The sequence below is a fragment of the Variovorax sp. OV700 genome, from assembly GCF_900099805.1.
GTDB lineage: Bacteria > Pseudomonadota > Gammaproteobacteria > Burkholderiales > Burkholderiaceae_C > Variovorax.
The window spans coordinates 41,528-63,058 of sequence record NZ_FNDR01000003.1 but is presented as its reverse complement, the minus strand read 5'-3'; the positions used below and the strand labels follow the sequence as shown (position 1 = coordinate 63,058).

The window sequence follows — 21,531 nt, the reverse complement described above, 5'->3', positions numbered from 1 at the left end:
CAAAACGTCCAATAGGCGGCGGGGGCCTTTGGTCGTAGATTGTGGAGTCTTTGCGCAGCCCACGCACCTCTTTCTTTCTCTTCGGCATGCCCACCCTCCACTCCCTTCGCCGATGGCTCCTGTTGCTCCCCCTCGCCTTGCTGGCGGGCTGCAACACGGTGCTCATGAACCCTTCCGGCGACATCGCCAACCAGCAGGGACGCCTGATCGTCGTCTCTACCGTGCTGATGCTGATCATCATCATTCCGGTGATCGCGCTGACCATCTTCTTCGCCTGGCGCTACCGCCAGTCGAACAAGGAGGCCGACTACAGCCCCGACTGGGACCATTCCACCCAGCTCGAGCTCGCGATCTGGGCCGCGCCGCTGCTGATCATCATCGCGCTGGGCGCCATCACCTGGATCAGCACCCACACGCTCGACCCCTATCGGCCGCTGAGCCGCCTGGACGCCGAGCGCCCGGTGCCCGCCGAAGCCAAACCGCTGGTGGTCGAAGTGGTGGCACTCGACTGGAAATGGCTCTTCATCTACCCCGAACAGGGCTTTGCCACGGTGAACGAAATGGCTGCGCCGGTCGACCGGCCGATCACTTTCAAGATCACGGCCACGTCGGTGATGAATTCCTTCTTCATTCCCGCACTGGCCGGGCAGATCTACGCCATGCCGGGCATGGAAACCAAGCTGCACGCGGTCATCAACAAGCCGGGCGAGTTCGAGGGCTTCTCGGCCAACTACAGCGGCGCGGGCTTTTCGGGCATGCGCTTCAAGTTCCACGGCCTGACCAACGACGGCTTCGAAGAGTGGGTGAAGAAGGCCAAGGCCGGCAAGGACGGCGAGCTCTCCCGCGAAACCTACGTGAAGCTCGAAGCGCCGAGCGAGCGCGACCCCGTGCGCCATTACGCCAGCGTGGCGCCCGACCTGTATGACGCCATCCTCAACCGTTGCGTCGACCGCAACAAGATGTGCATGAAGCAGATGATGGCCATCGATGCCGAAGGCGGCCTGGGCAAGCCCGGCGCCTTCAACGTGGCCACCAAGGCAACCGCCTGGCAGCCCGACAGCATCAATTCCAGTTCGCCGACGCGCAAGTACGTCACGGCAATGTGCACCACCGAAGAATGACGATGTTCGAGAACCTTGACCTGACGAAGCTCATCTTCGGCCGCCTCACGTGGGAGGCGATTCCCTACCACGAGCCCATCCTGCTTGCGACCTTTGCGGCCGTGGTGCTGGGCGGCCTTGCCGTCCTCGGCGCCCTGACCTACTTCAAGCTGTGGGGCACCCTGTGGCACGACTGGATCACCAGCATCGACCACAAGAAGATCGGCATCATGTACATCATCCTCGGGCTGGTGATGCTGCTGCGCGGCTTTGCCGACGCCCTGATGATGCGGGCTCAGCAGGCCTTCGCCTTCGGCGACAACGCCGGCTTCCTGCCGCCGCACCACTATGACCAGATCTTCACCGCCCACGGCGTGATCATGATCTTCTTCGTGGCCATGCCACTGGTCACGGGCCTCATGAACTTCGTGGTGCCGCTGCAGATCGGCGCGCGCGACGTGGCTTTTCCGTTCCTGAACAACTTCAGCTTCTGGATGACCACCTTCGGCGCGGGCCTGGTGATGGCCTCGCTCTTCGTCGGCGAGTTCGCCAAGACCGGCTGGCTGGCTTATCCGCCGCTGTCGGGCATTCTCTTCAGCCCCGACGTGGGGGTCGACTACTACATATGGTCATTGCAGATAGCGGGGGTCGGAACCCTGCTCTCCGGCGTCAACCTGCTGGCCACCATCGTGAAGATGCGCGCGCCCGGCATGACGATGATGAAGATGCCGGTGTTCACCTGGACCGCCCTGTGCACCAACGTGCTGATCGTGGCCGCCTTCCCGGTGCTGACCGCCGTTCTCGCGCTGCTGTCGCTCGACCGCTACGTCGGTACCAACTTCTTCACGAACGACCTCGGCGGCAACGCCATGATGTACGTGAACCTGATCTGGATCTGGGGCCACCCCGAGGTGTACATCCTGATCCTGCCGGCCTTCGGCATCTTCTCTGAAGTGGTCTCCACCTTCTCGGGCAAGCGCCTCTTCGGCTATGCGTCGATGGTCTACGCCACGGTCGTGATCACCATCCTGTCGTACCTCGTGTGGCTGCACCACTTCTTCACCATGGGCTCCGGCGCCAGCGTGAACTCGTTCTTCGGCATCACGACGATGATCATCTCGATCCCGACGGGCGCGAAGATCTTCAACTGGCTCTTCACCATGTACCGCGGCCGCATCCGCTTCGAGCTGCCCATGATGTGGACCATCGGCTTCATGATCACCTTCGTGATCGGCGGCATGACGGGCGTGCTGCTCGCGGTGCCCCCGGCCGACTTCGTGCTGCACAACAGCCTGTTCCTGATCGCCCACTTCCACAACGTGATCATCGGCGGCGTGCTGTTCGGCATGCTCGCAGGCATCACCTACTGGTTCCCCAAGGCCTTCGGCTACAAGCTCGATCCGTTCTGGGGCAAGTGCTCGTTCTGGTTCTGGATTGTCGGCTTCTGGTTCGCCTTCATGCCGCTGTACATCCTGGGCCTGATGGGCGTCACCCGCCGCATGAGCCACTTCCAGGACATGTCGCTGCAGATCTGGTTCCAGGTCGCCGCCTTCGGCGCCGTGCTGATCGCGCTGGGCATCGCGTCGTTCCTGATCCAGCTGGTGGTGAGCTACATCCGCCGCGATTCGCTGCGCGACACCACGGGCGACCCATGGAACGGCCGCACGCTCGAGTGGTCGACCTCGTCGCCGCCGCCAGCCTACAACTTCGCCTTCACGCCGCGCATCCACGACAACGACGCCTGGACCGACATGAAGAAGCGTGGCTACGAGCGGCCCCTCGACGGCTTCACGCCCATCCACATGCCCAAGAACACGGCGGCCGGCTTCATCATCGCGGCCCTGGCAGCGACCTGCGGTTTCGCGCTGATCTGGCAGATGTGGCTCGTGGCGGGCATCGGCTTCGTCGCCATGCTGGCCGCCGTGATCATTCATACCTTCAACTACAAGCGCGACTACTACATCCCCGCGGAAGACGTCGTTCGCACCGAGGACGATCGCACTCGCCTGCTGGGAGCCGCCCATGTCTGATACCACCGCTCTGCAAACTCCCGCGGGCCACCACATCCAGGCCGGCGCCCACAGCGACCAGACGGGCAAGCCGCCCGTGTTCGAGCTGTTCCACGTCGGCAACGACCACCATCCCGAAAACGGCACGCTGCTGGGCTTCTGGCTCTACCTGATGAGCGACTGCCTGGTCTTCGCGTGCCTGTTCGCGACCTACGGCGTGCTGGGCCGCAGCTACGCGGCCGGCCCCTCGGGCGCCGACCTGTTCGACCTGCCGCTGGTGGCCATCAACACCTCGCTGCTGCTGTTCTCGTCCATCACCTATGGCTTCGCGGTGCTCGAGATGCAACGCAAACGCATGGGCGGCACGCTGGCGTGGCTGCTCATCACCGGTCTCCTGGGCGCGGGCTTCATCGGCCTGGAGCTGTACGAGTTCGCGCACCTCCTCCATGAAGGCGCGGGCCCGCAGCGCAGCGCATTCCTCTCGTCGTTCTTCGCGCTGGTCGGCACCCACGGCCTGCACGTGACCTTTGGCATCGTGTGGCTCATCGTGCTGATGATCCAGCTGCCCAAGCACGGTTTCACCGCCGCCAACCGCCGCCGCCTGATGTGCCTGTCGATGTTCTGGCACTTCCTGGACGTGGTCTGGATCGGCGTCTTCACTTTCGTCTACCTGATGGGATCGATGCAATGAGCGCCCCCACCACCAACGCCGCACACGGCCATGATGCGCACGACGACCATCACGACGACGGCCCCGTCAGCCACAGCACCTTCAAGGGCTACATGACCGGCTTCGTGCTGGCCGTGATCCTCACCGCAATTCCGTTCTGGCTCGTGATGGGCAAGGTGCTCCCCAGCACGCACACCACCTCGCTCGTCATCCTGGGCTTTGCCGCGGTGCAGATCGTGGTCCACATGATCTACTTCCTGCACATGGACGCCAAGTCCGAGAGCGGCTGGAACATGCTGGCGCTGATCTTCACGATCGTGCTCGTGGTGATCACGCTGGCCGGGTCGCTCTGGGTCATGTACCACATGAACGCCAACATGATGCCAATGTCGGTGCACGACATGAAGAACATGCCTTGACACCCCCGCCGCCAGACCACAGCACCCCAAGCCTCGATACACCGGCCGGCCGCCAGCGCTCCGCGGCGGCCCGGGCGGCGCTGGCGGTCTGCGCGGCACTGGCTTTTGCCGGCTTCTTCGCGCTCGGCACCTGGCAGGTCGAACGCAGGGCCTGGAAGCTCGATCTCATCGCCCGCGTTGAGCAGCGCGTGCACGCCGCGCCCGCCGACGCCCCCGGGCGCGAGCGCTGGCCGCAGGTCAACGCGGCCGACGACGAATACCGGCGCGTGCGCCTCGCCGGCACCTTTCTCCACGACAAGGAAACCCTGGTGCAGGCCAGCACACGGCTCGGCGCCGGCTTCTGGGTGCTCACGCCCCTGCGCGCAGCCGATGGCAGCATCGTGCTGGTCAACCGCGGCTTCGTGCCGCCCGATGCGCAGGGCCGCTCGGCGCGCGCGGCCACCGAGCCCCAGGGCGAAACCACGGTGACCGGGCTGCTGCGCATCACCGAGCCCCATGGCGGCTTCCTGCGCAAGAACGAACCAGCCGCGCAGCGCTGGTTCTCGCGCGACGTGCAGGCCATTGCCGCGGCGCACGGCCTCGGCAACGTGGCACCGTACTTCGTCGATTCGGATGCCGCGCCCTCTTCGTCCAGCGCGGCCCCTGCCTGGCCCGCCGGCGGGCTCACGGTCATCGCCTTTCCCAACAGCCACCTTGTCTACGCCATCACCTGGTATGGCCTGGCACTGATGGTCCTGGGCGCCGCAGGCTACGCCTGGCGCGAGGGGCACAGGCGCCGCAACGGCGAAAATGCCGCCAATGCCCAAGCCAGCGCCCGTCCAGATGCCCACCGCGACTGAACCCCTTGCCGTCGCGGGGGAACTGCACGCGCCGCGCGCGGGCGTGGCAAGCCTGGACAACGCCACCGGCCACAAGAACATGCAGCAGCTGATCCAGCTGCGCTGGTTCGCGGTGGTCGGGCAGGTGGCCACCATCCTGCTGGTGCACTACGGCTTCGGCATCCGGCTGCCGCTCGACCACATGCTGCAGGTGCTGACCTGCCTTGCGCTCTTCAACGGCGTGAGCCTGCTGCGCTCGCGCAGCCTTCGCCGCGTGACCAACGGCGAGCTCTTTCTCGCACTGCTGGTCGACGTGGCCACCCTCACCGCGCAGCTCTACCTGAGCGGCGGCGCCACCAACCCGTTCGTCTTCCTCTACCTGCTGCAGGTCATTTTGGGCGCGGTGCTGCTCAAGGCGTGGTCGACGTGGACCATCGTGGTGGTCACCAGCCTCTGCTTTGCGGGGTTGGCGCTTTTCTCGCGTCCGCTCGCGCTGCCGCTCGACCACGACCGCGGGCTCTGGAGCCCGTACGTGCAAGGCATGCTGATCTGCTTTGCGCTCAACGCGGCGCTGCTGGTGGTGTTCATCACCCGCATCAGCCGCAACCTGCGCGCACGCGATGCGCGGCTGGCCGACCTGCGCCAGCGCGCGTCGGAAGAAGAGCACATCGTGCGCATGGGCCTGCTCGCATCGGGCGCCGCGCACGAGCTCGGCACGCCGCTGGCCACGCTGGCGGTGATCCTCGGCGACTGGCGCCGGCTGCCGCATTTCAGCTCCGACCCCGAGCTGCTGACCGAAGTGGCCGAGATGGAGCTGCAGATCCAGCGCTGCAAGAGCATCGTGAGCGGCATCCTGCTGTCGGCCGGCGAGGCGCGCGGCGAGTCATCGGAAGAAACCACGGTGAGCACCTTCCTCGACGACCTGGTCGAGGAATGGCGCACCACGCGGCCGGTGGAGGAGTTCGACTACGACAACCGCTTTGGCCAAGACCTGCCCATGGTTTCCGATTCGGCCCTGAAGCAGATGATCTGCAACGTGCTCGACAATGCGCTGGAAGCCTCGCCGCACTGGCTGCGCTTCGAGGTGTCGCACGATGCCGATGCGCTGACCCTCACCGTGACCGATGCCGGCCCGGGGTTCCTGCCGTCCATCCTGAAGGAGTTCGGCAAGCCCTACCAATCGAGCAAGGGCCGGCCGGGCGGCGGGCTCGGGCTGTTCCTGGTGGTCAACGTGGCGCGCACCCTGGGCGGCCGCGTCGCGGTGCACAACCGGCCCGAAGGCGGTGCCATCGTGGCCATCACGCTGCCCCTTGCAGCCATCGTGCTGGAAGAACAGGAAGACGACGAAGAAGAAGCTGGCGAAGCGACGCCAGCCATCGACGCCATCGAAACGAAAGCCCATGACGGAAACCGCTGAAGCCGAGCGCCAGTTGCTGATTGTGGAAGACGACGCGGCCTTCGCGCGCACGCTCGGCAAGTCGTTCGAGCGCCGCAGCTATGCGGTCACGCACGCCAGCAATGCCGACGAGGTGGAACGCCTGTTGCAGACGCACGCGCCCGGCTACGGCTACGCGGTGGTCGACCTGAAGCTCAACGGCGAGGCCTCCGGCCTGGCGTGCGTGCAGATGCTGCACCGGCACAACCCCAAGATGCTGATCGTGGTGCTCACGGGCTTTGCGAGCATCGCCACGGCCGTCGAGGCGATCAAGCTCGGCGCTTGCCACTACCTGGCCAAGCCCTCGAACACCGACGACATCGAGGCCGCCTTCGGCCGCGCCAACGGCACCACCGAGGTGGAACTGACGAACCGATCGACCTCGATCAAGACGCTCGAATGGGAGCGCATCCACGAGACATTGGCCGAAACCGGCTTCAACATTTCCGAGACAGCACGGCGGCTTGGTATGCATCGGCGCACATTGGCGCGCAAATTGGGCAAACAGCAGGTCAAGTAACATGACTTGCCGGTTTCACGACATTCCGTGGAACCAATCTTGACCCAGGAGATTCTGTTTCCGATGCCGAATCTACAACCGATGCCATTGCAGCGAGCCCTTCTGGTCCACACAAATAAGCGACCTCCGCTGGCCCGCGACCAGACCACCCTGGAAGAGATCTTCAATGCGTTGAGCCACGGCCTCGGCCTGCTGCTCGCCATTGCTTCGCTGCCCATCCTGGTCTACAGCGCTGCGCAGAAGGGCCAGGCCGCGAGCATCGTCGGCGCATCTCTCTTTGCGGGCACGGCCATCGTGCTGTACCTGATTTCCACGCTGTACCACGCGCTGCCAATGGGAAGAGCCAAGGCTTGGTTCAACCGACTCGACCACGCCGCCATCTATCTTTTCATTGCGGGCAGCTACATGCCGTTCCTGTTCGGCGTGCTGCGAGGGCCGTGGGGCTGGACGCTGTTCGGCGCCATCTGCGCCGCGGCAGCGCTGGGCGTGGGCGCCAAGCTGTTCAACCGGCTGCGGCATCCGCTGTGGTCGACCGGCCTCTATGTGGCCATGGGCTGGATGGCATTGATGGCAGCGGTGCCACTGTACGAGCGCATGTCGCCCGCGGGGCTGGGCTGGCTCGTGGCCGGTGGGCTGTTCTACACGGCGGGTGCCGTGGTCTTCCTGTTCGACAACAAGGTGCGGTTTGCGCACTTTGTCTGGCACCTGTTCGTCCTGGCGGGCAGTGCGTGCCATTTCTTTGCGGTGCTCTGGCACTCGCAGGGGTGATCTTTTTGGCCGGTACCGTTCGTCAGGGCGCGTGCACAGGCCACCGGGTACTCCCCTCCGCGAATGTCCCCCGCCTTCGGCTCCTCCTTTATTTCGCTGCGGGGAGCACCCGGCGCCCTGTGCACACCGAGCGCGGCTGTGGTGCTGGCTGATCAACAGGTGCTCTGAACAACGCTCCCGCTGGCGGGGTGCCTTGCGCAGCGAAATAAAGGAGGAGCCCGAAGGGCGGGGGACATTCGCGGAGAAAGGTACCCCGTCGGCGGGAGCGCCGCCCTGAACAACAGAACCAGGACTCAGTAATGCGGCGGCAACTCGTCGCGAAGATTGCGCGCCGCCCCCTCCTGCCCCGCATTCTGGCTTTGCTGCTTCAATTGCGTGACCTGAAGAATGAGGCTGTCGATCTGCTGCTGTTGACGGTAGATCATCATGTTCAGCTGCTCGAGCAGGTCTTCGGCATAGCTCGACTTGATCTCGAGCTCGGTCAGCCGTTCCGCGAGTTCGTTCGGTGGATATTCCATGCCGCTATTGGACAGGAAGATTCACCGAGTTTCCTTCCTGCTACTCCGCCGCCCGCCGCAGCGTATCGACCACCGGCCTGCGCAGCACGTCGCGCAGCCCCCACCAGCCCGCCGCCAGCGCCAGCACCGCGCCCGCGAGCGCACCGGCCACCGGCACGATGGGCGACGCGGTCCAGGTGAAGTCGAACACATAGCGCGCTAGGCCCCAGCCAATGGCCGAGGCCACGATGCTCGCCAGGAAGCCCGCGAGCAAGCCGACGCCCACGAGCTCGGCACGCTGCACCTGGCGCAGCAGGCTGGCCCGCGCGCCCACCGCGCGCATCACCGCGAACTCGCGCGCACGCTCCTCGCGTGTGGCCGTGACCGCGGCAAACAGCACCACCAGACCCGCCGCGAGCGTGAAGCCGAACAGGAACTCGACCGCGCGAACCACCTGGTCGAGCACCCGCTGCACCTGGTTGATGGTGGCGCTCATGTCGACGTTGGTCACGTTGGGGTAGCTGCGCACCAGCGCGTTGTCGAAGCCCCGGGTCTCGGGCGCGCGGAAGGCGCCCATGTAGGTCACGGGCACGTCGGGCAATGCGGCCACCGTGTACATCACGAAGAAGTTGGCATGCAGCGAACCCCAGTCGACCTTGCGCAGCGAGGTGATGCGCGCGTCGTTCTGCATGCCGCCGATGTCGAAGCGCATCGTGTCGCCCAGCTTCAGGCCAAGTGTTTCGGCCAGGCCTTCTTCCACGCTCACTTCGCCTGGCGCGTCGGGCTTCCACGTGCCCGCGACGATGCTGTTGTGCGGCGGGGCCTGCACGCTGTTGCTGAGGTTGAACTCGCGGTCCACCAGCCGCTTGGCGCGGTCTTCCACGTAGTCGTCGGGCGACACCGGCTTGCCGTTCACCGCCACCAGCCGGCCGCGGATCATCGGGTACCAGTCGAACTTGCTCACGCCGGCATCGCGCAATGATTTTTGGAACGCGGTGCTCTGGTCGGGCATGACGTTGATCACGAATCGGTTCGGCGCATCGGGCGGCGTGGCCTTGCGCCAGCTCGCGACCAGGTCGGTGCGCAGCAGCACCAGCAGCACCAGCGCCAGCAGGCCCACTGCGAGTGCGCTGACCTGCACCACCGCATAGGCCGGTCGCGCCGAGATCTGGCGCGTGGCCAGCACCAGCCAACGCGGTGCGGTGGTTTCGTTGACGCTGCGGCGCAGCACCCATACCGCCAGCCAGCTCAAGAGCGCGAACACGGCCACAGCGCCCGCGAAGCCGCCAACGGCGATCAGGCCCAGTTTCAGGTCGCTGCTGGCCGCGATCAGCAAGGCCGCGAAACCAGCCACGCCAATGCCCAGCACCGCGAGCGATGCGGGCTTGAGCCCGCCGACGTCGCGCCGGATCACCCGCAGTGGAGGCACCCGAGCCAGTTGCAGCACCGGCGGCAGGCCGAATGCGAACAGCAGCGTGAGCCCCATGCCCAGGCCGAAAGCCACCGGCCACAACGTTGCCGCGGGCAGCGCCGTTTCGACCAGCCCCGCGAGCAGCACGACGAAGACGTAGTGCACGCCAAACCCGAGCGCCACGCCCAGGCCGCTGGCCACGAGGCCGACGATTGCGAATTCGAACGAGTAAGCCAGCGCAATGGTGCGCTGGCTCTGGCCCAGCACGCGCAGCATGGCGCAGTCGTCGAGGTGGCCGGCCGCGAAGCCGCGCGCGGCCAGCGCCACGGCCACGGCCGAGAGCAGCGCCGCGAGCAACGCGACCAGGCTCAGGAATTTTTCGGCGCGATCGAGCGTCTGGCGCATTTCGGGGCGTCCGCCCTCGAAGGAGTCGAGCCGCACGCCGCGCAGGTCGCCTTTCTTGATCGCGGCCTCGGCCCAGTCGGAAAAACGCTTGACGGCTGCCTCGTCGCCCGCCACCGCATAGCGGTACCCGACGCGGCTCGCAGGCTGTACGAGACCGGTGCGCGGCACGTCCGCCTGGTTGAGCATCACGCGCGGCGCAAAGCTCATGAAGCCCGCCCCGCGGTCCGGCTCCAGCGTGATCACGCGGCCCACGCGCAGGCTGGCGTCGCCCAGAAGCAGCGGGTCGCCCACCTTGAGCCCCAGCGAATCGAGCAGCGAGGCATCGACCCACGCCTCGCCCGTCGCCGGAATGTCGCGCGTGACGGTGCCCGGCGCCTCGGCACTGCTTGCGGTCTGCAGGCTGCCGCGCAACGGGTAGCCCGCGGCCACGGCCTTGAGCGCGACCAGCTTGCTGGCGCCGCCCTGGGCGTCGTCGGTACGTGCCATGGTCGGGAAGCCATAGGTGCCTGATCCCTCCAGGCCGAAAGCACGGGCCTGCGCGATGAAGGCCGCCGGCGTGGGGTTGTCGCTCACGATCACTGCATCTCCGCCAAGCAATTGCCGCGCATCGCGCTGCAAGCCGCCCTGCAGCCGGTCGGCAAAGAAGCCGACCGCCGTGAGTGCGGCCACGGCCAGCAGCACGGCAACGATCAATAGGCGCAATTCGCCAGCGCGCAGATCGCGCCAAAGGGTGCGCCAGCCAAGGCGGAGGGAGGCATTCATGGGCGAGACGATAGCCGACGCGCGTGCGCCGGCGCCTTTCAGGGGCTTACCGCAAATGGTGAAGAGCCTTAGGCCGGACTTCGGCGCGCGAGTTCCGGCTGCAGCACCAGCCGGTCGACGCCCGCGTAGCAGACGAAGTGCCGGTTGGTCGCGCGGCCAATGGCGCACAGGCCCACGCGCGTGGCCACCTCATGGCCCATCTGCGTGATGCCGCTGCGCGAGACCACGATGGGCACGCCCATCTGGGCCGACTTGATCACCATTTCGCTCGTAAGGCGGCCGGTGGTGTAGAAGACCCGGTCGCCGGCCAGCGCATCCGGCGGCTGCATGGCGCACCAGCCCGCGATGGTGTCGATGGCGTTGTGGCGGCCCACGTCCTCGACGAAGCAATGCATCGTGGCCTCGGTGCCGCCGGGCTCGAGCGTGAACAGCGCGCAACCGTGCACCGAACCTGCCGACTTGTAGGTGCTCTCCTGGAGCCGGATGGCGTTGACCAGCGCATAGAGCTGCGCCTGAGTCATGCGCGTGGGCGGCAGTTCGAGGCTGTCGATGTCAGCCATCAGGTCACCGAACACGCTGCCCTGGCCGCAACCGGTGGTCACCACCTTCTTGGCGGTGCGCTCCTCGATGCGGTCGATGCCGGCGTGCGTCTTGACGGCGGCGGCGCCCACCTCCCAGTCGACCGTGACCGACTCCACGTCGCTGGCCGATTCGATGAGACGCTGATTCAGCAAATAGCCGAGCACCAGCAGTTCGGGCTGGGCGCCCAGCGTCATCAGCGTGACCAGCTCGCGGCGGTCCACGTACACCGTGAGATCGCGCTCGGCAGGAATGGAGACCGTGCCTCGCGCACCGTGCTCATCGACGACCTCGACCTCGCGCGTCAGTGCGGCGCGGGCCTGGGTGAGACGTGGGAGCGGCAACGGCGACAGCGGCGTTGTCACTGCGCCTTCTTCGGCGCAGGATTGACGGCGGCGTCAGGCTGCGTGGTGCTGGGCGGCGAAGCGGCCGTGGTGGCCGGCGAATGCGCGCCCGCAGCCTCGATGGGCTTGGCGTCCGGCGGCGGCGTATAGGCGAAGGGGCCGGGGTCGGTGCAGGGCGGCGTGGCAACCGCCGTTGGCACCGGCTTGGCGGCCGAGGCCGCGCTTGCGCGGTACTTGGCCACCACGCGGTCCTGCGCCTGGCAGAGCTTGTAGGCGTCGACCTTGGCTGTCCACGCGGTCTTGGCAGCGGCTTCGGCGGCCTTGGCCTTGGCCTCGGGAGTGGCGGCGGGTGGCGGCAGCTTGGCCCACGCCACGGGCGCGGCCAGCGCGAGCACCAGCATGCAGAAATTCAAAGACGGCTTTTTCATGAGGACGTTCCTTCGGCGGGTATCGCGGGCCGCGCGGCGGGCGGCACCGCCGAGCCGTCCGGCACCGAGCGCTGCGCCGGGATCTTGCCCGCGGCGATGTCGTCGTACCAGAGCTCGTGGTGTTCCCTGGCCCAGGTTTCGTCGACGTAGCCGGTGCGCATGGCCTTATAGGCGCCCGTCATCCCGAGCGTGCCGATGAAGATGTGGCCCATGATCATCGCCATCATCAGCAGCGTGGCAACGCCGTGGACCATGTGCGCCACCTGCATCTCGCCGCGCGTATAGACGAAGCCCGGCAGCAGCTTGTCCAGGAAGAGCCCCGATCCGATGACGAAGAGGCCGAGGAACAGCACGCCGCCCCAGAACACCACCTTCTCGCCCGCATTGAAGCGGTGCGACGGCACTTCCCTGCCGCCGAAGAGGCCGCCGAAGCGCGCGAGCCATTTCAGGTCGCCTGCGCGCGGAAGGTTGTCGCGAATGAAGGTGAACACCATGAACACCGTCGTCACCACGAACAGAGGTCCGACGAAGTTGTGTACGTTCTTGAGCGCGTAGGCAATCAAGCCGAAGAGCGTGGCGCCCATCCAGGGTAGGAGGAAGAACTTGCCGAAGGCCATCACGATGCCGGAGATCGCGAGCGTGACGAACGCGGTGGCGTTCGACCAGTGCGTGGCCCGCTCGAAAGGCGTGAAGCGCTCGATCTTGCGGCCCGTTTCCTGGCCGTGCAGGCGGATGGGGCCGCGCGTGAAATAGAAGATGGCCAGCGCCAGCAGCGTGACGAACAACAGTGCCGCGCCGTAGGGAATGATCCAGTCGTTGCGCACCTGCCGCCACGCTTCGCCGGCGTTGGTGAAGCGCGAACCCGGGTACTGAACGAAAGGCTGGATCAGGTTGCCGGCTTCGGGCGCTTCGCTCTTCGGCAGGCTGCTGTAGCCGGTCACGCCCTGCCCCACCTGGCGCCACATGGGCGCGTTGTTGCCGGGCTGCACCTTCATGCGCTCGCCGTTGGTCTGGTTCGCGTAGTTGGGATCGGCGCTGGCTTCGGGCTTCACCTCGAAGATGTTCTGGCCGCGGATGCCGCCCGCGGCCGGTGCCGGCGCGGCGAGCGCCGCGGGTGCGGACGTGGTTCCGGCTGCGGCCGGCGGCTGCGCCTGCCCGAAGGCCGGACCCAGCGCGGCACAACAAAGAACCAGAGCGGTCAGCGCTTGCTTCATGGGCTCTCCGTTCAGTTCTCTTTGTTGTATTCGTTCTGCCCGTTCTGCGCGCGGGTCTTGAGCTGCTGCTGCCAGGCGGTCTTGTCGCCGACCTTCCAGCCGGGTGCGGTGAACACCGTGCCGGCGTTCTCCTTGTTGCTCGTTCCGCTCCAGGGCACGGCGTCGCGTTTCACGCCCTGCGTGTTGGTCTGCGGCTTCTCGCCGCAGGCCACGAGGCAGGTTGCGGCCAGCGCAACGCCCAGGGCGAGGAGGCCCGGCCGCTTCACTTCTGCACTCCGCCGGCCGGCGGGGTGCCAGCCTGCTGCGAGCCGTAGGCGGTGCCCCAGCCCCAGACTTCGGCGCCCTTGCCGCGCTGGACCACGCGGGTGCGGAAGATGTCGGCCACCACGTCGCCGTCGCCGGCCAAAAGCGCCTTGGTCGAGCACATTTCGGCGCAGGCCGGAAGCTTGCCTTCGGCGAGCCGGTTGCGACCGTACTTCTCGAACTCGGCTTCGGAGCCGTTGGCCTCGGGGCCGCCGGCGCAGAAGGTGCACTTGTCCATCTTGCCGCGCACGCCGAAGGTGCCTTGCGACGGAAATTGCGGCGCGCCGAACGGGCATGCGTAGGAGCAGTAGCCGCAGCCGATGCACACGTCCTTGTCGTGCAGCACCACGCCCTCTTCGGTGCGGTAGAAGCACTGCACCGGGCACACCGCCATGCAGGGCGCGTCGGAGCAATGCATGCAGGCCACCGAGATCGACTTTTCGCCCGGCACCCCGTCGTTCAGCGTGACCACGCGGCGGCGGTTCACGCCCCAGGGCACTTCGTTCTCGTTCTTGCAGGCGGTGACGCAGCCGTTGCATTCGATGCAGCGTTCCGCGTCGCAGACAAATTTCATTCGTGCCATGGTGCCTCCTTATGCCTTTTCCACATTGCAGACCGTGGTCTTGGTCTCTTGCATCATGGTCACGCTGTCGTATCCGTAAGTCGTTGCCGTGTTGATCGCCTCGCCGCGCACCACGGGGGCTGCGCCGGCCGGGTAGTAGCCGAGCATGTCGACGCCCTGCCAATGGCCCGAGAAGTGGAACGGCATGAACACCGTGTCGGGCCCCACGCGCTCAGTTACCAAGGCCTGCACGTTGAGCTTTGCACCCGTGGGCGTGTGCACCCAGGCGCGCTCGCCGTTGCGAATGCCCTTCTCGGCCGCGACCTTGGGATTGATCTCGATGAACATCTCCTGCTGCAGCTCGGCGAGCCAGGGGTTCGAGCGGGTTTCCTCGCCGCCGCCCTCGTACTCGACCAGCCGGCCCGAGGTCATCACGTACGGGAATTTCTCGGCCACCTTGTCGGCGATGTTCTTCTGCTGCACGCTCTTGTAGAGCGTGGGCAGCCGCCAGAACGCCATCTTGTCGTCGTGCGTCGGGTACTTGGCCATGAGGTCGGGCCGGTTGCCGTAGAGAGGTTCGCGGTGCTGCGGAATCGCGTCCGGAAAGTTCCAGACCAGCGCGCGCGCCTTGGCATTGCCGAAAGGATGGCAGCCGTGGTTCTTCATGAACACGCGGATCATGCCGCCCGAGCTGTCGGTCTTCCAGTTCTTGCCTTCGGCCTTCGGCTTCTCGGCCTCGGTGAGCTCGTCCCACCAGCCCAGCTTCTTGAGCAGCACGTGGTCGAGTTCGGGGTAGCCGGTGGTGATGTCGGCGCCGACCGAATGCGAACCGTCCTCGGCCAGCAGGTTCTTGCCGTCGCGCTCCACGCCGAAGTTCGCGCGGAAGTTGCCGCCACCTTCCATCACGTGCTTGGACGTGTCGTAAAGGTTGGGCGAGCCCGGGTGCTTGAGTTCGGGCGTGCCGTAGCAGGGCCACGGGAGGCCGAAGTAGTCGCCCGTGAGGTCATAGCCGTTGACCTTGTCCTTCACGCCGGCCTTCACCTTGAGCGTGCGCACGTCGAAGGCGCCCATGTTGCGCATGTGCGCCTGCAGCCGCTCGGGGCTCTGTCCGGTGTAACCCACGGCCCAGCAGGTCTTGTTGATCTCGCGCAGGATGTCGTCGGGCAGGGGCTCGTCCATGCCCTTGACCTTCTGCATCTTGAAGTTCTTGCTGAGCTCCTTGCCGAAGCCCAGGCGATCGGCGAACTGCTGCATGATCATGTGGTCGCTGCGGCTTTCCCACAGCGGCTCGATCACCTTTTCGCGCCATTGAAGCGAGCGGTTCGACGCCGTCACGGAGCCGCTGGTCTCGAACTGCGTGCACGCGGGCAGCAGGTAGACGGCGCGGTTCTTGTTGAGGTCGTCGGGGTTGCCAGGCATGGCGGCCATGGCGGCCGTGGCCGAGGGATACGGGTCGACCACGACGAGCAGGTCGAGCTTGTCCATGGCGCGCTTCATCTCGAGGCCACGCGTCTGCGAGTTGGGCGCATGGCCCCAATAGAACACGCCGCGCAGGTTCGAGTCCTGGTCGATCAGCTCATTCTTCTCGAGCACGCCGTCGATCCACCGCGACACGGTGATGCCCGGCTTGGTCATCATCGCGGGCGATGCAAAGCGGCCCTTGATCCATTCGAAGTCGACGCCCCAGGTGGCAGCGAAGTGCTTCCACGAACCTTCGACGATGCCGTAGTAGCCCGGCAGCGAATCGGGGTTCGGGCCCACGTCGGTGGCGCCCTGCACGTTGTCGTGGCCGCGGAAGATGTTGGTGCCGCCGCCCGACTTGCCCACGTTGCCGAGCGCAAGCTGCAGGATGCACGAGGCGCGCACGATGGCATTGCCGATAGTGTGCTGGGTCTGGCCCATGCACCACACCACGGTGCCGGGGCGGTTCTCATTGAGCCAGGTGGCCACCTTGAGCACCTGAGCCTCTTTCACGCCGCAGGCCTCCTCGACCTTGTCGGGCGTCCACTTGGCCAGGACCTCTTCGCGCACCTTGTCCATGCCGAAGACGCGGTCGTTGATGTACTGCTTGTCTTCCCAGCCGTTCTTGAAGATGTGGTGCAGGATGCCGAACAGAAAAGCGATGTCGGAGCCCGAGCGGATGCGCACGTACTCGTCGGCCTTGGCCGCCGTGCGCGTGAAGCGCGGGTCGACCACGATCATCTTGCACCCATGCTCCTTGGCATGGAGCATGTGCAGCATGCTGACCGGGTGCGCCTCGGCGGCGTTGGAGCCGATGTACATCGCCACCTTGGCGCCGCGCATGTCGTTGTACGAATTGGTCATGGCGCCGTAGCCCCATGTATTCGCGACGCCGGCAACCGTGGTCGAGTGGCAGATGCGCGCCTGGTGGTCGCAGTTGTTGCTGCCCCAGAAGCTCACGAACTTGCGCATCAGGTACGACTGCTCGTTGCTGTGCTTGGACGAGCCGATCCAGTAGACCGAATCGGGTCCGCTGGCCTGGCGCAAGTCCTTCAGCCTGGCGGTGATTTCGTCCAGCGCGGTGTCCCAGCTGATGCGCTCGTACTTGCCGTTGACCAGCTTCATCGGATAGCGCAGCCGATATTCGCCGTGGCCGTGCTCGCGCAGCGCGGCGCCCTTGGCGCAATGCGCGCCGAGGTTGATCGGCGAATCGAACACCGGTTCCTGGCGCACCCACACTCCGTTTTCGACCACCGCATCGGAGGCGCAGCCGACCGAGCAGTGGGAGCACACGGTGCGCTTGATCTCGACCTTGCCGGCGCCGATCGCGGTGGGCCGCGCATCGCCTGCCGCCTCGGCCTTGCGCATCAGCGTGAGCTGGCCCGCGGCCAGCCCCACGCCCACGCCAAGCCCGGAACGCCGGAGGAACGCGCGCCGGTCCATGGTGGGCAGCGCACCCGAAAGGCCGCGCCGCAGGCTGTGAATGAACGCGGAAGAAGACTCGCGTTCCCCTTGCCGCGAGACACTGTTCGCGGGGGCTGTTTTCTTGGTCAACAACATCGTGGGGTCCGCTTCAGGCCGAAGCGGTCTTGTAGTAGCGCTTGACGTGTTCGCTCAGCGAATAGCCGCCGCCCTTTTCAGGCGCGGGCTTCGCCGCGGGCGCGACAGCTTCGACGGCCGCGGGGGTGTCGACCACCTTCGGGAGCACCGAAACCGCGGCAACCGCGGCACCGGCACTGGCGGCACCTAAAAAGAAACCTCGACGCGAGGCCGGCTTGACGCCGACCGCTTGGCTGTCCTGCATGTGATCTCCAGGAGTGGCTGGGGGCAAACCAGATATGAACTGATTTGCATACATCTGGATACTAGTCGAGACCCTTATTCCCGACAATCAAGCTCTTCCATTGATGCGATCAACCGAGCATGTCGAAGCCCTGCACTTCGACCTCGGCGAAGGCGCGGGTGAAACCGGCCAGCGAGGCATAGAAATGCGACTTCGGATGTTGCGCCACTGCGTCGCAGAGCGTCGGCAGCCACGACTGCAGGTGGGTGGCGAAAAAAGCCTGTTGCTGCGCAAGGTTGGCTACCGCCGCGTCGTCACCGGCAATAAGGTAGCGCATTACCTCGAACAGGCAGGCAACATGGTCTTCGCTTTCGGGCACGGCCTCGCCGCGCGCGAGCCCGAGCCGGGCGAGGTCGGTGCGCAGTTGCGCCAGCGGCTTGTCGTTGAGGAAGCCGCTCAGATAGTGCGAGCCGAACAGGTATATCTCGGGCTTGCCCATGCCGCCGAACAGCGCGTCGTACTCGGCATGCACCGCGGCGGCATCGGTGGCGCGCGCCGCGCCGACCAGCTGCCGCCAGGGCTCCTCGAGAAAGGCGCCGGCCGCGGGCGCCTCGGTGGGCGCCACGCCGAAGGCGCCGAGCAGTTCGGCATCGGGCGCCGCATACCAGAGGCGCGCGAGCAGGCCGTAGACCTCGGCCCGCGCAATTTCCTCGTCGAGCGCCGAGGTCATTGGAGGAAATTGACTCATAGCTGCGTGATCTTCATCTCGTTCTGCGCGCTGTACAGGTCGATCACCCGGCAGTCGCTGCACATCTTGAGCCGCTCGAGCGCCTCGCCCTGGAACATGGCGTGGCCCGCCAGCTTGCCGAGCATTGCCTCGATGGCTTTCTGCGTACCGAACGGCTTGCCGCAGCGGATGCAGGCCCACGGCTTGGCCTCGTTGAGCAGCACGGGCTGCTTGCGCTCGGGGGCGGCCAAAAGCCGCGGCACGAGCGCGATCGCGTTCTCGGGGCAGGTGGTTTCACAAAGCCCGCACTGCACGCAGTTCTTTTCGATGAAGCGCAGCTGCGGCGCATTCTGGTTGTCTTGCAGCGCGCTCGCGGGGCAGGCGCTCACACAGGCCAGGCACAGCGTGCAACTGTCCTTGTTGACGGTGATCGCGCCGAAGGGAGAGCCGTTCGGCAGCGGAATTTCGAGGGGTGCGGCGGCATCGTTCGAATGCGCCGAAAGCGCGGGCGCCTGGGCCATCAGGTGGTCCAGCGTCATCTCGAGCGTGCCGCGCTTCTCGGCACCCACGGCAAAGCGCGCCGCGGTGGCAGGCACGCGCTGCCGGGTGGCGCGCAGGCCCGCCAATGCCGCATCCAGCGCGGCGGGCGTGGCGGCCTCGATCAGATGGAAATGCGTGCCGGTGTAGCCCAGTCCGGTGAGCAGCGCCTGCGCCACGGCCATCTGATTCTTGAGTGCGTCCAGGTACTGGGGCGCCTCTTCGCCGGTGGAGAGCACCGCCACCTGCGACGCGCCGAACGCAACGGCGCTGAGCCAGAGGTCGATGCCGGTACTCGCGACATGCATCAGCGCCACCGGCAGCACATGCGCCGGCACGCCGCCGAGGCCGTCGCGCTTGCCGTGCCCGAGCTGCGCCTCGCGGCCGAGCCGCTCGACCAGCGCCTGCCCGCCCTCTTCGTTGTGCAGCAGCACCGTGGCATCGCGGCCGCCGGCGCCAAGGTAGGTTGTCAACAGCGTGCGCAGCTTGCGTCCCTGGTCGGGCGTGCGCGGATAGGTGTAGCCCAGCGCGCCGGTCGGGCACACGGTGGTGCAGGCACCGCAACCGACGCACAGCTGCGGATTCACGACGATGCGCTGGCGCTCCTTGTCGCTGGAGATGGCGTGCGCCGAGCACACCTCGACGCAGGCGTTGCAGCCCACCACTTCGTTGCGGCTGTGGGCGCAGAGCTTCTGCTTGTAGTCGAAGAACTTCGGCTTCTCGAACTCGCCCACCAGCTCGCGCAGGCGCAGCAGGGTCGACAGGCCTTCGGCATGCGTGAGTCCGCCCGCCAGGTGGAAATAACCTTGCGGCGGCGCATGCCAGTCGATCAGCGCAGTGGCGCCCAGGTCGAGCACCAGGTCGAACCCGGCATCGAGCGATTCGGGTGCCCGGCTGAAGTTGATGGCGCCGGCCACGCTGCAGGCTTTTTCGCAGTCGCGGTGCGAGGTGCACTTGGCCATGTCGATCTGGTAGTCGAGCCCGATCGCCTGCTCGGGGCAGGCGCTCACGCAGGCATTGCAGCGCGTGCACAGGTCGAGGTCGATAGGGTTGTCCCGCATCCATTTGAGCGAGAAGGCGCCGAGCCAGCCTTCGAGCGACGCGATGCGCCCCGCCATCACGGGCCAGCGGCGTTCCTGCCCGCCGCCGGTGGCGCCAGGACCGGTGGAGAAGATCGACACTTGCAGCGTGTCTGTCACCAGCGCGGCAGCCTTCTCGGCTTCGTCGAGCGGGCCGACGATCAGGAGCCGGCCCTGGCTGGCGTAGCTCACCGTGGAGACCGGATCGGGCTCCGGCAGGTGGGCCACCGCCAGCAACGCGGCGATCTTCGGGCTGGCGTTTTTCGCGTCGCGGCTCCAGCCGCCGGTTTCGCGGATGTTGACGAAGCGGATCGGCGAGGTCGCGCCTTCGGTCTGCTCGGCCAGCTCGGTGAACAGCTTGCGCTCCTGCGTGCAAGCCACCACCACGTCGTCGCCCGAGCGGATGGCGCGCTGGAAAGCCGGCGCTTCGCGACGGCACAGCGTGGAATGAAGGGGCAGCGACTCAGCCAGCGCTGCGCCGAGCGTCTTCGGCTCGAGCGGCATCGTCTGGTTGCAGTCGCAGATCAGCGTGGTGGTCATCGGTTTTGTGGCTTGCGGGTTGCGCATCGGCAACCTGCTGGCTGGGGATATCTCCCGGAGGCTCGGACTGTGCCATGTCCGGCGGCGCGGCGACGTGCGGGATTTCCGCGGGTTCTCCGGATCCTTGCACTTGCTCTTCTTCCTCGTGCTCGAACAGCTTGAGGAACTTGGCGCTGGCCATCTGGCGCAGCACGCTGTCGGGGATCGGCGTCGATTTGGAATAGTCGTCGACGTAGGTGTCCAGGCCGTCCATCACATTGAACTGCGGGTCGGCAAAGAGCTTCCTGAAGGCGGTGTTTTTCACCTCGGGCGCGACGTTCCTGGCCACGAAGGGCCGGAAGTCGGACTCGGGCGTGAGCGCTTCCGCATCGGCGAGCGTGGGTGCGGGTATTTCCCCCTGCCCTTCGGTGGGAAGGCCAGCCGCGGTGCTCGGCGCCGCGGGCAGGGGTGTTGCGGTTTCGACGCGTGCAGCGGCCGCGCCTTGCACCTCGTCCGCGGCCTGCAACTCGGGAGGCGGCGAAAGCTCTTCGCGCGCCTCCTTCTTGCGCCGCGACCAGCGGTCGAAAAAGTTCTCAGACATCGCCCGCTCCCGGCCCGCGCTTTTTCTCGGTCGACACGCTGGCCGGGTTGCCGAAGCGGTCGACCAGCGGGCGGAAACTCTCGGGCCGCTTGCGGCGCTTGGGCTCCATCACGTAGTGCGCCTGCACGAAGCCGCGCATCCACTCGATCACCTCTTCGGGCGCGGGCACCTGCTCCACCGTTTCCTGCGCATCGAGCCAGCGCCCGGCTTCGTTGTAGCTGAGGCTCACCACCACCGGCCGCGCCAGCGGCTCGTCGGCAATGCTGGGGTTTTCCTCCATGCGCCACAGCACGAACCAGCAGGGCGCGGGCGTGGTGGCGTTCAGGTGGTAGCCCTCCACTTCGTCGCGGAACAGTTCGGTCTTGAAACCGGGGTACAGCCAGCGCTGCGCGCCATCGCTCGCTTCGAGCAGGCGCGGCTCGTTGCCGAAGCCGGGCTGGTCGGGGCCGACGCTTTCGAGAATCCAGCGCCAGGACTGCCAACGGCTATCGACGCGCTCGCGGCGCATCACGACGGCAACATCGATGGAAGGATTCATGCCGCGATCGTAGCGCCGCCGCAAGGCGCTCTCGCGGCGAGG

21 protein-coding genes are annotated in these 21,531 nt (G+C 66.4%); 8 read left to right on the top strand and 13 right to left on the bottom strand.

The features are described from left to right. The first annotated feature begins 86 nt into the window (after positions 1 to 86). From cyoA to BLR24_RS07400, 8 genes are all read left to right on the top strand, one after another. Positions 87 to 1,121: a ubiquinol oxidase subunit II gene (gene cyoA, locus BLR24_RS07435; RefSeq protein WP_093016269.1), complete on the top strand. Its 1,035-nt coding sequence runs from the start codon at positions 87 to 89 to the stop codon at positions 1,119 to 1,121. Positions 1,122 to 1,123: 2 nt separating this feature from the next. After that, the gene (cyoB, locus tag BLR24_RS07430) at positions 1,124 to 3,130 is read left to right on the top strand and encodes a cytochrome o ubiquinol oxidase subunit I (protein WP_175543222.1); all 2,007 of its coding nucleotides are present in this window, start codon (positions 1,124 to 1,126) and stop codon (positions 3,128 to 3,130) included. Continuing rightward, a complete protein-coding gene (gene cyoC / locus BLR24_RS07425) occupies positions 3,123 to 3,800 on the top strand; it encodes a cytochrome o ubiquinol oxidase subunit III (RefSeq protein WP_093015062.1) in 678 nt (225 codons plus the stop codon). Before cyoB ends, cyoC begins: the two co-directional genes overlap by 8 nt. After that, positions 3,797 to 4,198 carry a cytochrome o ubiquinol oxidase subunit IV gene (gene cyoD, locus BLR24_RS07420; RefSeq protein ID WP_093015059.1) on the top strand — a complete coding sequence of 134 codons (402 nt, stop codon included), beginning with the start codon at positions 3,797 to 3,799 and terminating at the stop codon, positions 4,196 to 4,198. The genes cyoC and cyoD overlap by 4 nt, the downstream gene beginning before the upstream one ends. Beyond that, positions 4,195 to 5,037 carry an SURF1 family protein gene (locus BLR24_RS07415; protein ID WP_093015056.1) on the top strand — a complete coding sequence of 281 codons (843 nt, stop codon included), beginning with the start codon at positions 4,195 to 4,197 and terminating at the stop codon, positions 5,035 to 5,037. The genes cyoD and BLR24_RS07415 overlap by 4 nt, the downstream gene beginning before the upstream one ends. After that, positions 5,021 to 6,433, top strand: coding sequence for an ATP-binding protein (locus tag BLR24_RS07410; protein WP_254787204.1), 1,413 nt, complete (start codon positions 5,021 to 5,023; stop codon positions 6,431 to 6,433). The genes BLR24_RS07415 and BLR24_RS07410 overlap by 17 nt, the downstream gene beginning before the upstream one ends. Further along, positions 6,417 to 6,971 carry a response regulator transcription factor gene (locus BLR24_RS07405; protein WP_093015050.1) on the top strand — a complete coding sequence of 185 codons (555 nt, stop codon included), beginning with the start codon at positions 6,417 to 6,419 and terminating at the stop codon, positions 6,969 to 6,971. The genes BLR24_RS07410 and BLR24_RS07405 overlap by 17 nt, the downstream gene beginning before the upstream one ends. 81 nt (positions 6,972 to 7,052) lie before the next feature. Further along, the gene (locus BLR24_RS07400; protein WP_093015046.1) at positions 7,053 to 7,739 is read left to right on the top strand and encodes a PAQR family membrane homeostasis protein TrhA; all 687 of its coding nucleotides are present in this window, start codon (positions 7,053 to 7,055) and stop codon (positions 7,737 to 7,739) included. A 293-nt stretch (positions 7,740 to 8,032) separates the two neighbouring features. On the opposite strand, the gene BLR24_RS07395 is transcribed toward BLR24_RS07400, so the two are convergent. The 13 genes from BLR24_RS07395 to BLR24_RS07335 form a co-directional block, all read right to left on the bottom strand. Beyond that, positions 8,033 to 8,257 carry a SlyX family protein gene (locus tag BLR24_RS07395; RefSeq protein WP_093015042.1) on the bottom strand — a complete coding sequence of 75 codons (225 nt, stop codon included), beginning with the start codon at positions 8,255 to 8,257 and terminating at the stop codon, positions 8,033 to 8,035. A 40-nt stretch (positions 8,258 to 8,297) separates the two neighbouring features. Then, positions 8,298 to 10,814: an ABC transporter permease gene (locus BLR24_RS07390; RefSeq protein WP_093015039.1), complete on the bottom strand. Its 2,517-nt coding sequence runs from the start codon at positions 10,812 to 10,814 to the stop codon at positions 8,298 to 8,300. Positions 10,815 to 10,882: 68 nt separating this feature from the next. Continuing rightward, positions 10,883 to 11,758 carry a formate dehydrogenase accessory sulfurtransferase FdhD gene (locus BLR24_RS07385; protein ID WP_093015036.1) on the bottom strand — a complete coding sequence of 292 codons (876 nt, stop codon included), beginning with the start codon at positions 11,756 to 11,758 and terminating at the stop codon, positions 10,883 to 10,885. After that, positions 11,755 to 12,165, bottom strand: a complete 411-nt coding sequence (locus BLR24_RS07380) for a hypothetical protein (protein ID WP_093015033.1) — start codon at positions 12,163 to 12,165, stop codon at positions 11,755 to 11,757. Before BLR24_RS07380 ends, BLR24_RS07385 begins: the two co-directional genes overlap by 4 nt. Continuing rightward, positions 12,162 to 13,379: a formate dehydrogenase subunit gamma gene (locus tag BLR24_RS07375; RefSeq protein WP_093015031.1), complete on the bottom strand. Its 1,218-nt coding sequence runs from the start codon at positions 13,377 to 13,379 to the stop codon at positions 12,162 to 12,164. The genes BLR24_RS07380 and BLR24_RS07375 overlap by 4 nt, the downstream gene beginning before the upstream one ends. Positions 13,380 to 13,390: 11 nt before the next feature. Next, positions 13,391 to 13,645 carry a hypothetical protein gene (locus tag BLR24_RS07370; protein WP_093015028.1) on the bottom strand — a complete coding sequence of 85 codons (255 nt, stop codon included), beginning with the start codon at positions 13,643 to 13,645 and terminating at the stop codon, positions 13,391 to 13,393. Next, positions 13,642 to 14,265: a formate dehydrogenase FDH3 subunit beta gene (gene fdh3B / locus BLR24_RS07365; RefSeq protein ID WP_093015025.1), complete on the bottom strand. Its 624-nt coding sequence runs from the start codon at positions 14,263 to 14,265 to the stop codon at positions 13,642 to 13,644. The genes BLR24_RS07370 and fdh3B overlap by 4 nt, the downstream gene beginning before the upstream one ends. Before the next feature lie 9 nt (positions 14,266 to 14,274). After that, positions 14,275 to 17,265, bottom strand: coding sequence for a formate dehydrogenase subunit alpha (locus BLR24_RS07360; protein WP_093015022.1), 2,991 nt, complete (start codon positions 17,263 to 17,265; stop codon positions 14,275 to 14,277). A 13-nt stretch (positions 17,266 to 17,278) separates the two neighbouring features. Beyond that, a complete protein-coding gene (locus BLR24_RS07355) occupies positions 17,279 to 17,509 on the bottom strand; it encodes a formate dehydrogenase (protein WP_093015019.1) in 231 nt (76 codons plus the stop codon). A 109-nt stretch (positions 17,510 to 17,618) separates the two neighbouring features. Beyond that, positions 17,619 to 18,236, bottom strand: a complete 618-nt coding sequence (locus BLR24_RS07350; RefSeq protein ID WP_093015016.1) for a TorD/DmsD family molecular chaperone — start codon at positions 18,234 to 18,236, stop codon at positions 17,619 to 17,621. Next, positions 18,233 to 20,371 (bottom strand): 4Fe-4S dicluster domain-containing protein, encoded by a 2,139-nt coding sequence (locus tag BLR24_RS07345; protein WP_175543221.1) that lies wholly within the window; start codon positions 20,369 to 20,371, stop codon positions 18,233 to 18,235. The genes BLR24_RS07350 and BLR24_RS07345 overlap by 4 nt, the downstream gene beginning before the upstream one ends. Further along, on the bottom strand, positions 20,295 to 20,951 hold the full coding sequence (locus BLR24_RS07340) for a DUF3306 domain-containing protein (RefSeq protein ID WP_093015013.1): 657 nt from the start codon (positions 20,949 to 20,951) through the stop codon (positions 20,295 to 20,297). The genes BLR24_RS07345 and BLR24_RS07340 overlap by 77 nt, the downstream gene beginning before the upstream one ends. Continuing rightward, the gene (locus tag BLR24_RS07335; RefSeq protein ID WP_175543220.1) at positions 20,944 to 21,489 is read right to left on the bottom strand and encodes a DUF3305 domain-containing protein; all 546 of its coding nucleotides are present in this window, start codon (positions 21,487 to 21,489) and stop codon (positions 20,944 to 20,946) included. Before BLR24_RS07335 ends, BLR24_RS07340 begins: the two co-directional genes overlap by 8 nt. Positions 21,490 to 21,531: the final 42 nt, after the last annotated feature.

Coding starts and splice junctions, on each gene's coding strand:
- cyoA (WP_093016269.1), top strand. CDS start 87: ATGCCCACCCTCCACTCCCTTCGCCGATGGCTCCTGTTGCTCCCCCTC.
- cyoB (WP_175543222.1), top strand. CDS start 1,124: ATGTTCGAGAACCTTGACCTGACGAAGCTCATCTTCGGCCGCCTCACG.
- cyoC (WP_093015062.1), top strand. CDS start 3,123: ATGTCTGATACCACCGCTCTGCAAACTCCCGCGGGCCACCACATCCAG.
- cyoD (WP_093015059.1), top strand. CDS start 3,797: ATGAGCGCCCCCACCACCAACGCCGCACACGGCCATGATGCGCACGAC.
- BLR24_RS07410 (WP_254787204.1), top strand. CDS start 5,021: ATGCCCACCGCGACTGAACCCCTTGCCGTCGCGGGGGAACTGCACGCG.
- BLR24_RS07405 (WP_093015050.1), top strand. CDS start 6,417: ATGACGGAAACCGCTGAAGCCGAGCGCCAGTTGCTGATTGTGGAAGAC.
- BLR24_RS07400 (WP_093015046.1), top strand. CDS start 7,053: ATGCCATTGCAGCGAGCCCTTCTGGTCCACACAAATAAGCGACCTCCG.
- BLR24_RS07395 (WP_093015042.1), bottom strand. CDS start 8,257: ATGGAATATCCACCGAACGAACTCGCGGAACGGCTGACCGAGCTCGAG.
- BLR24_RS07390 (WP_093015039.1), bottom strand. CDS start 10,814: ATGAATGCCTCCCTCCGCCTTGGCTGGCGCACCCTTTGGCGCGATCTG.
- BLR24_RS07380 (WP_093015033.1), bottom strand. CDS start 12,165: ATGAAAAAGCCGTCTTTGAATTTCTGCATGCTGGTGCTCGCGCTGGCC.
- BLR24_RS07375 (WP_093015031.1), bottom strand. CDS start 13,379: ATGAAGCAAGCGCTGACCGCTCTGGTTCTTTGTTGTGCCGCGCTGGGT.
- fdh3B (WP_093015025.1), bottom strand. CDS start 14,265: ATGGCACGAATGAAATTTGTCTGCGACGCGGAACGCTGCATCGAATGC.
- BLR24_RS07360 (WP_093015022.1), bottom strand. CDS start 17,265: ATGTTGTTGACCAAGAAAACAGCCCCCGCGAACAGTGTCTCGCGGCAA.
- BLR24_RS07355 (WP_093015019.1), bottom strand. CDS start 17,509: ATGCAGGACAGCCAAGCGGTCGGCGTCAAGCCGGCCTCGCGTCGAGGT.
- BLR24_RS07350 (WP_093015016.1), bottom strand. CDS start 18,236: ATGAGTCAATTTCCTCCAATGACCTCGGCGCTCGACGAGGAAATTGCG.
- BLR24_RS07345 (WP_175543221.1), bottom strand. CDS start 20,371: ATGACCACCACGCTGATCTGCGACTGCAACCAGACGATGCCGCTCGAG.
- BLR24_RS07340 (WP_093015013.1), bottom strand. CDS start 20,951: ATGTCTGAGAACTTTTTCGACCGCTGGTCGCGGCGCAAGAAGGAGGCG.
- BLR24_RS07335 (WP_175543220.1), bottom strand. CDS start 21,489: ATGAATCCTTCCATCGATGTTGCCGTCGTGATGCGCCGCGAGCGCGTC.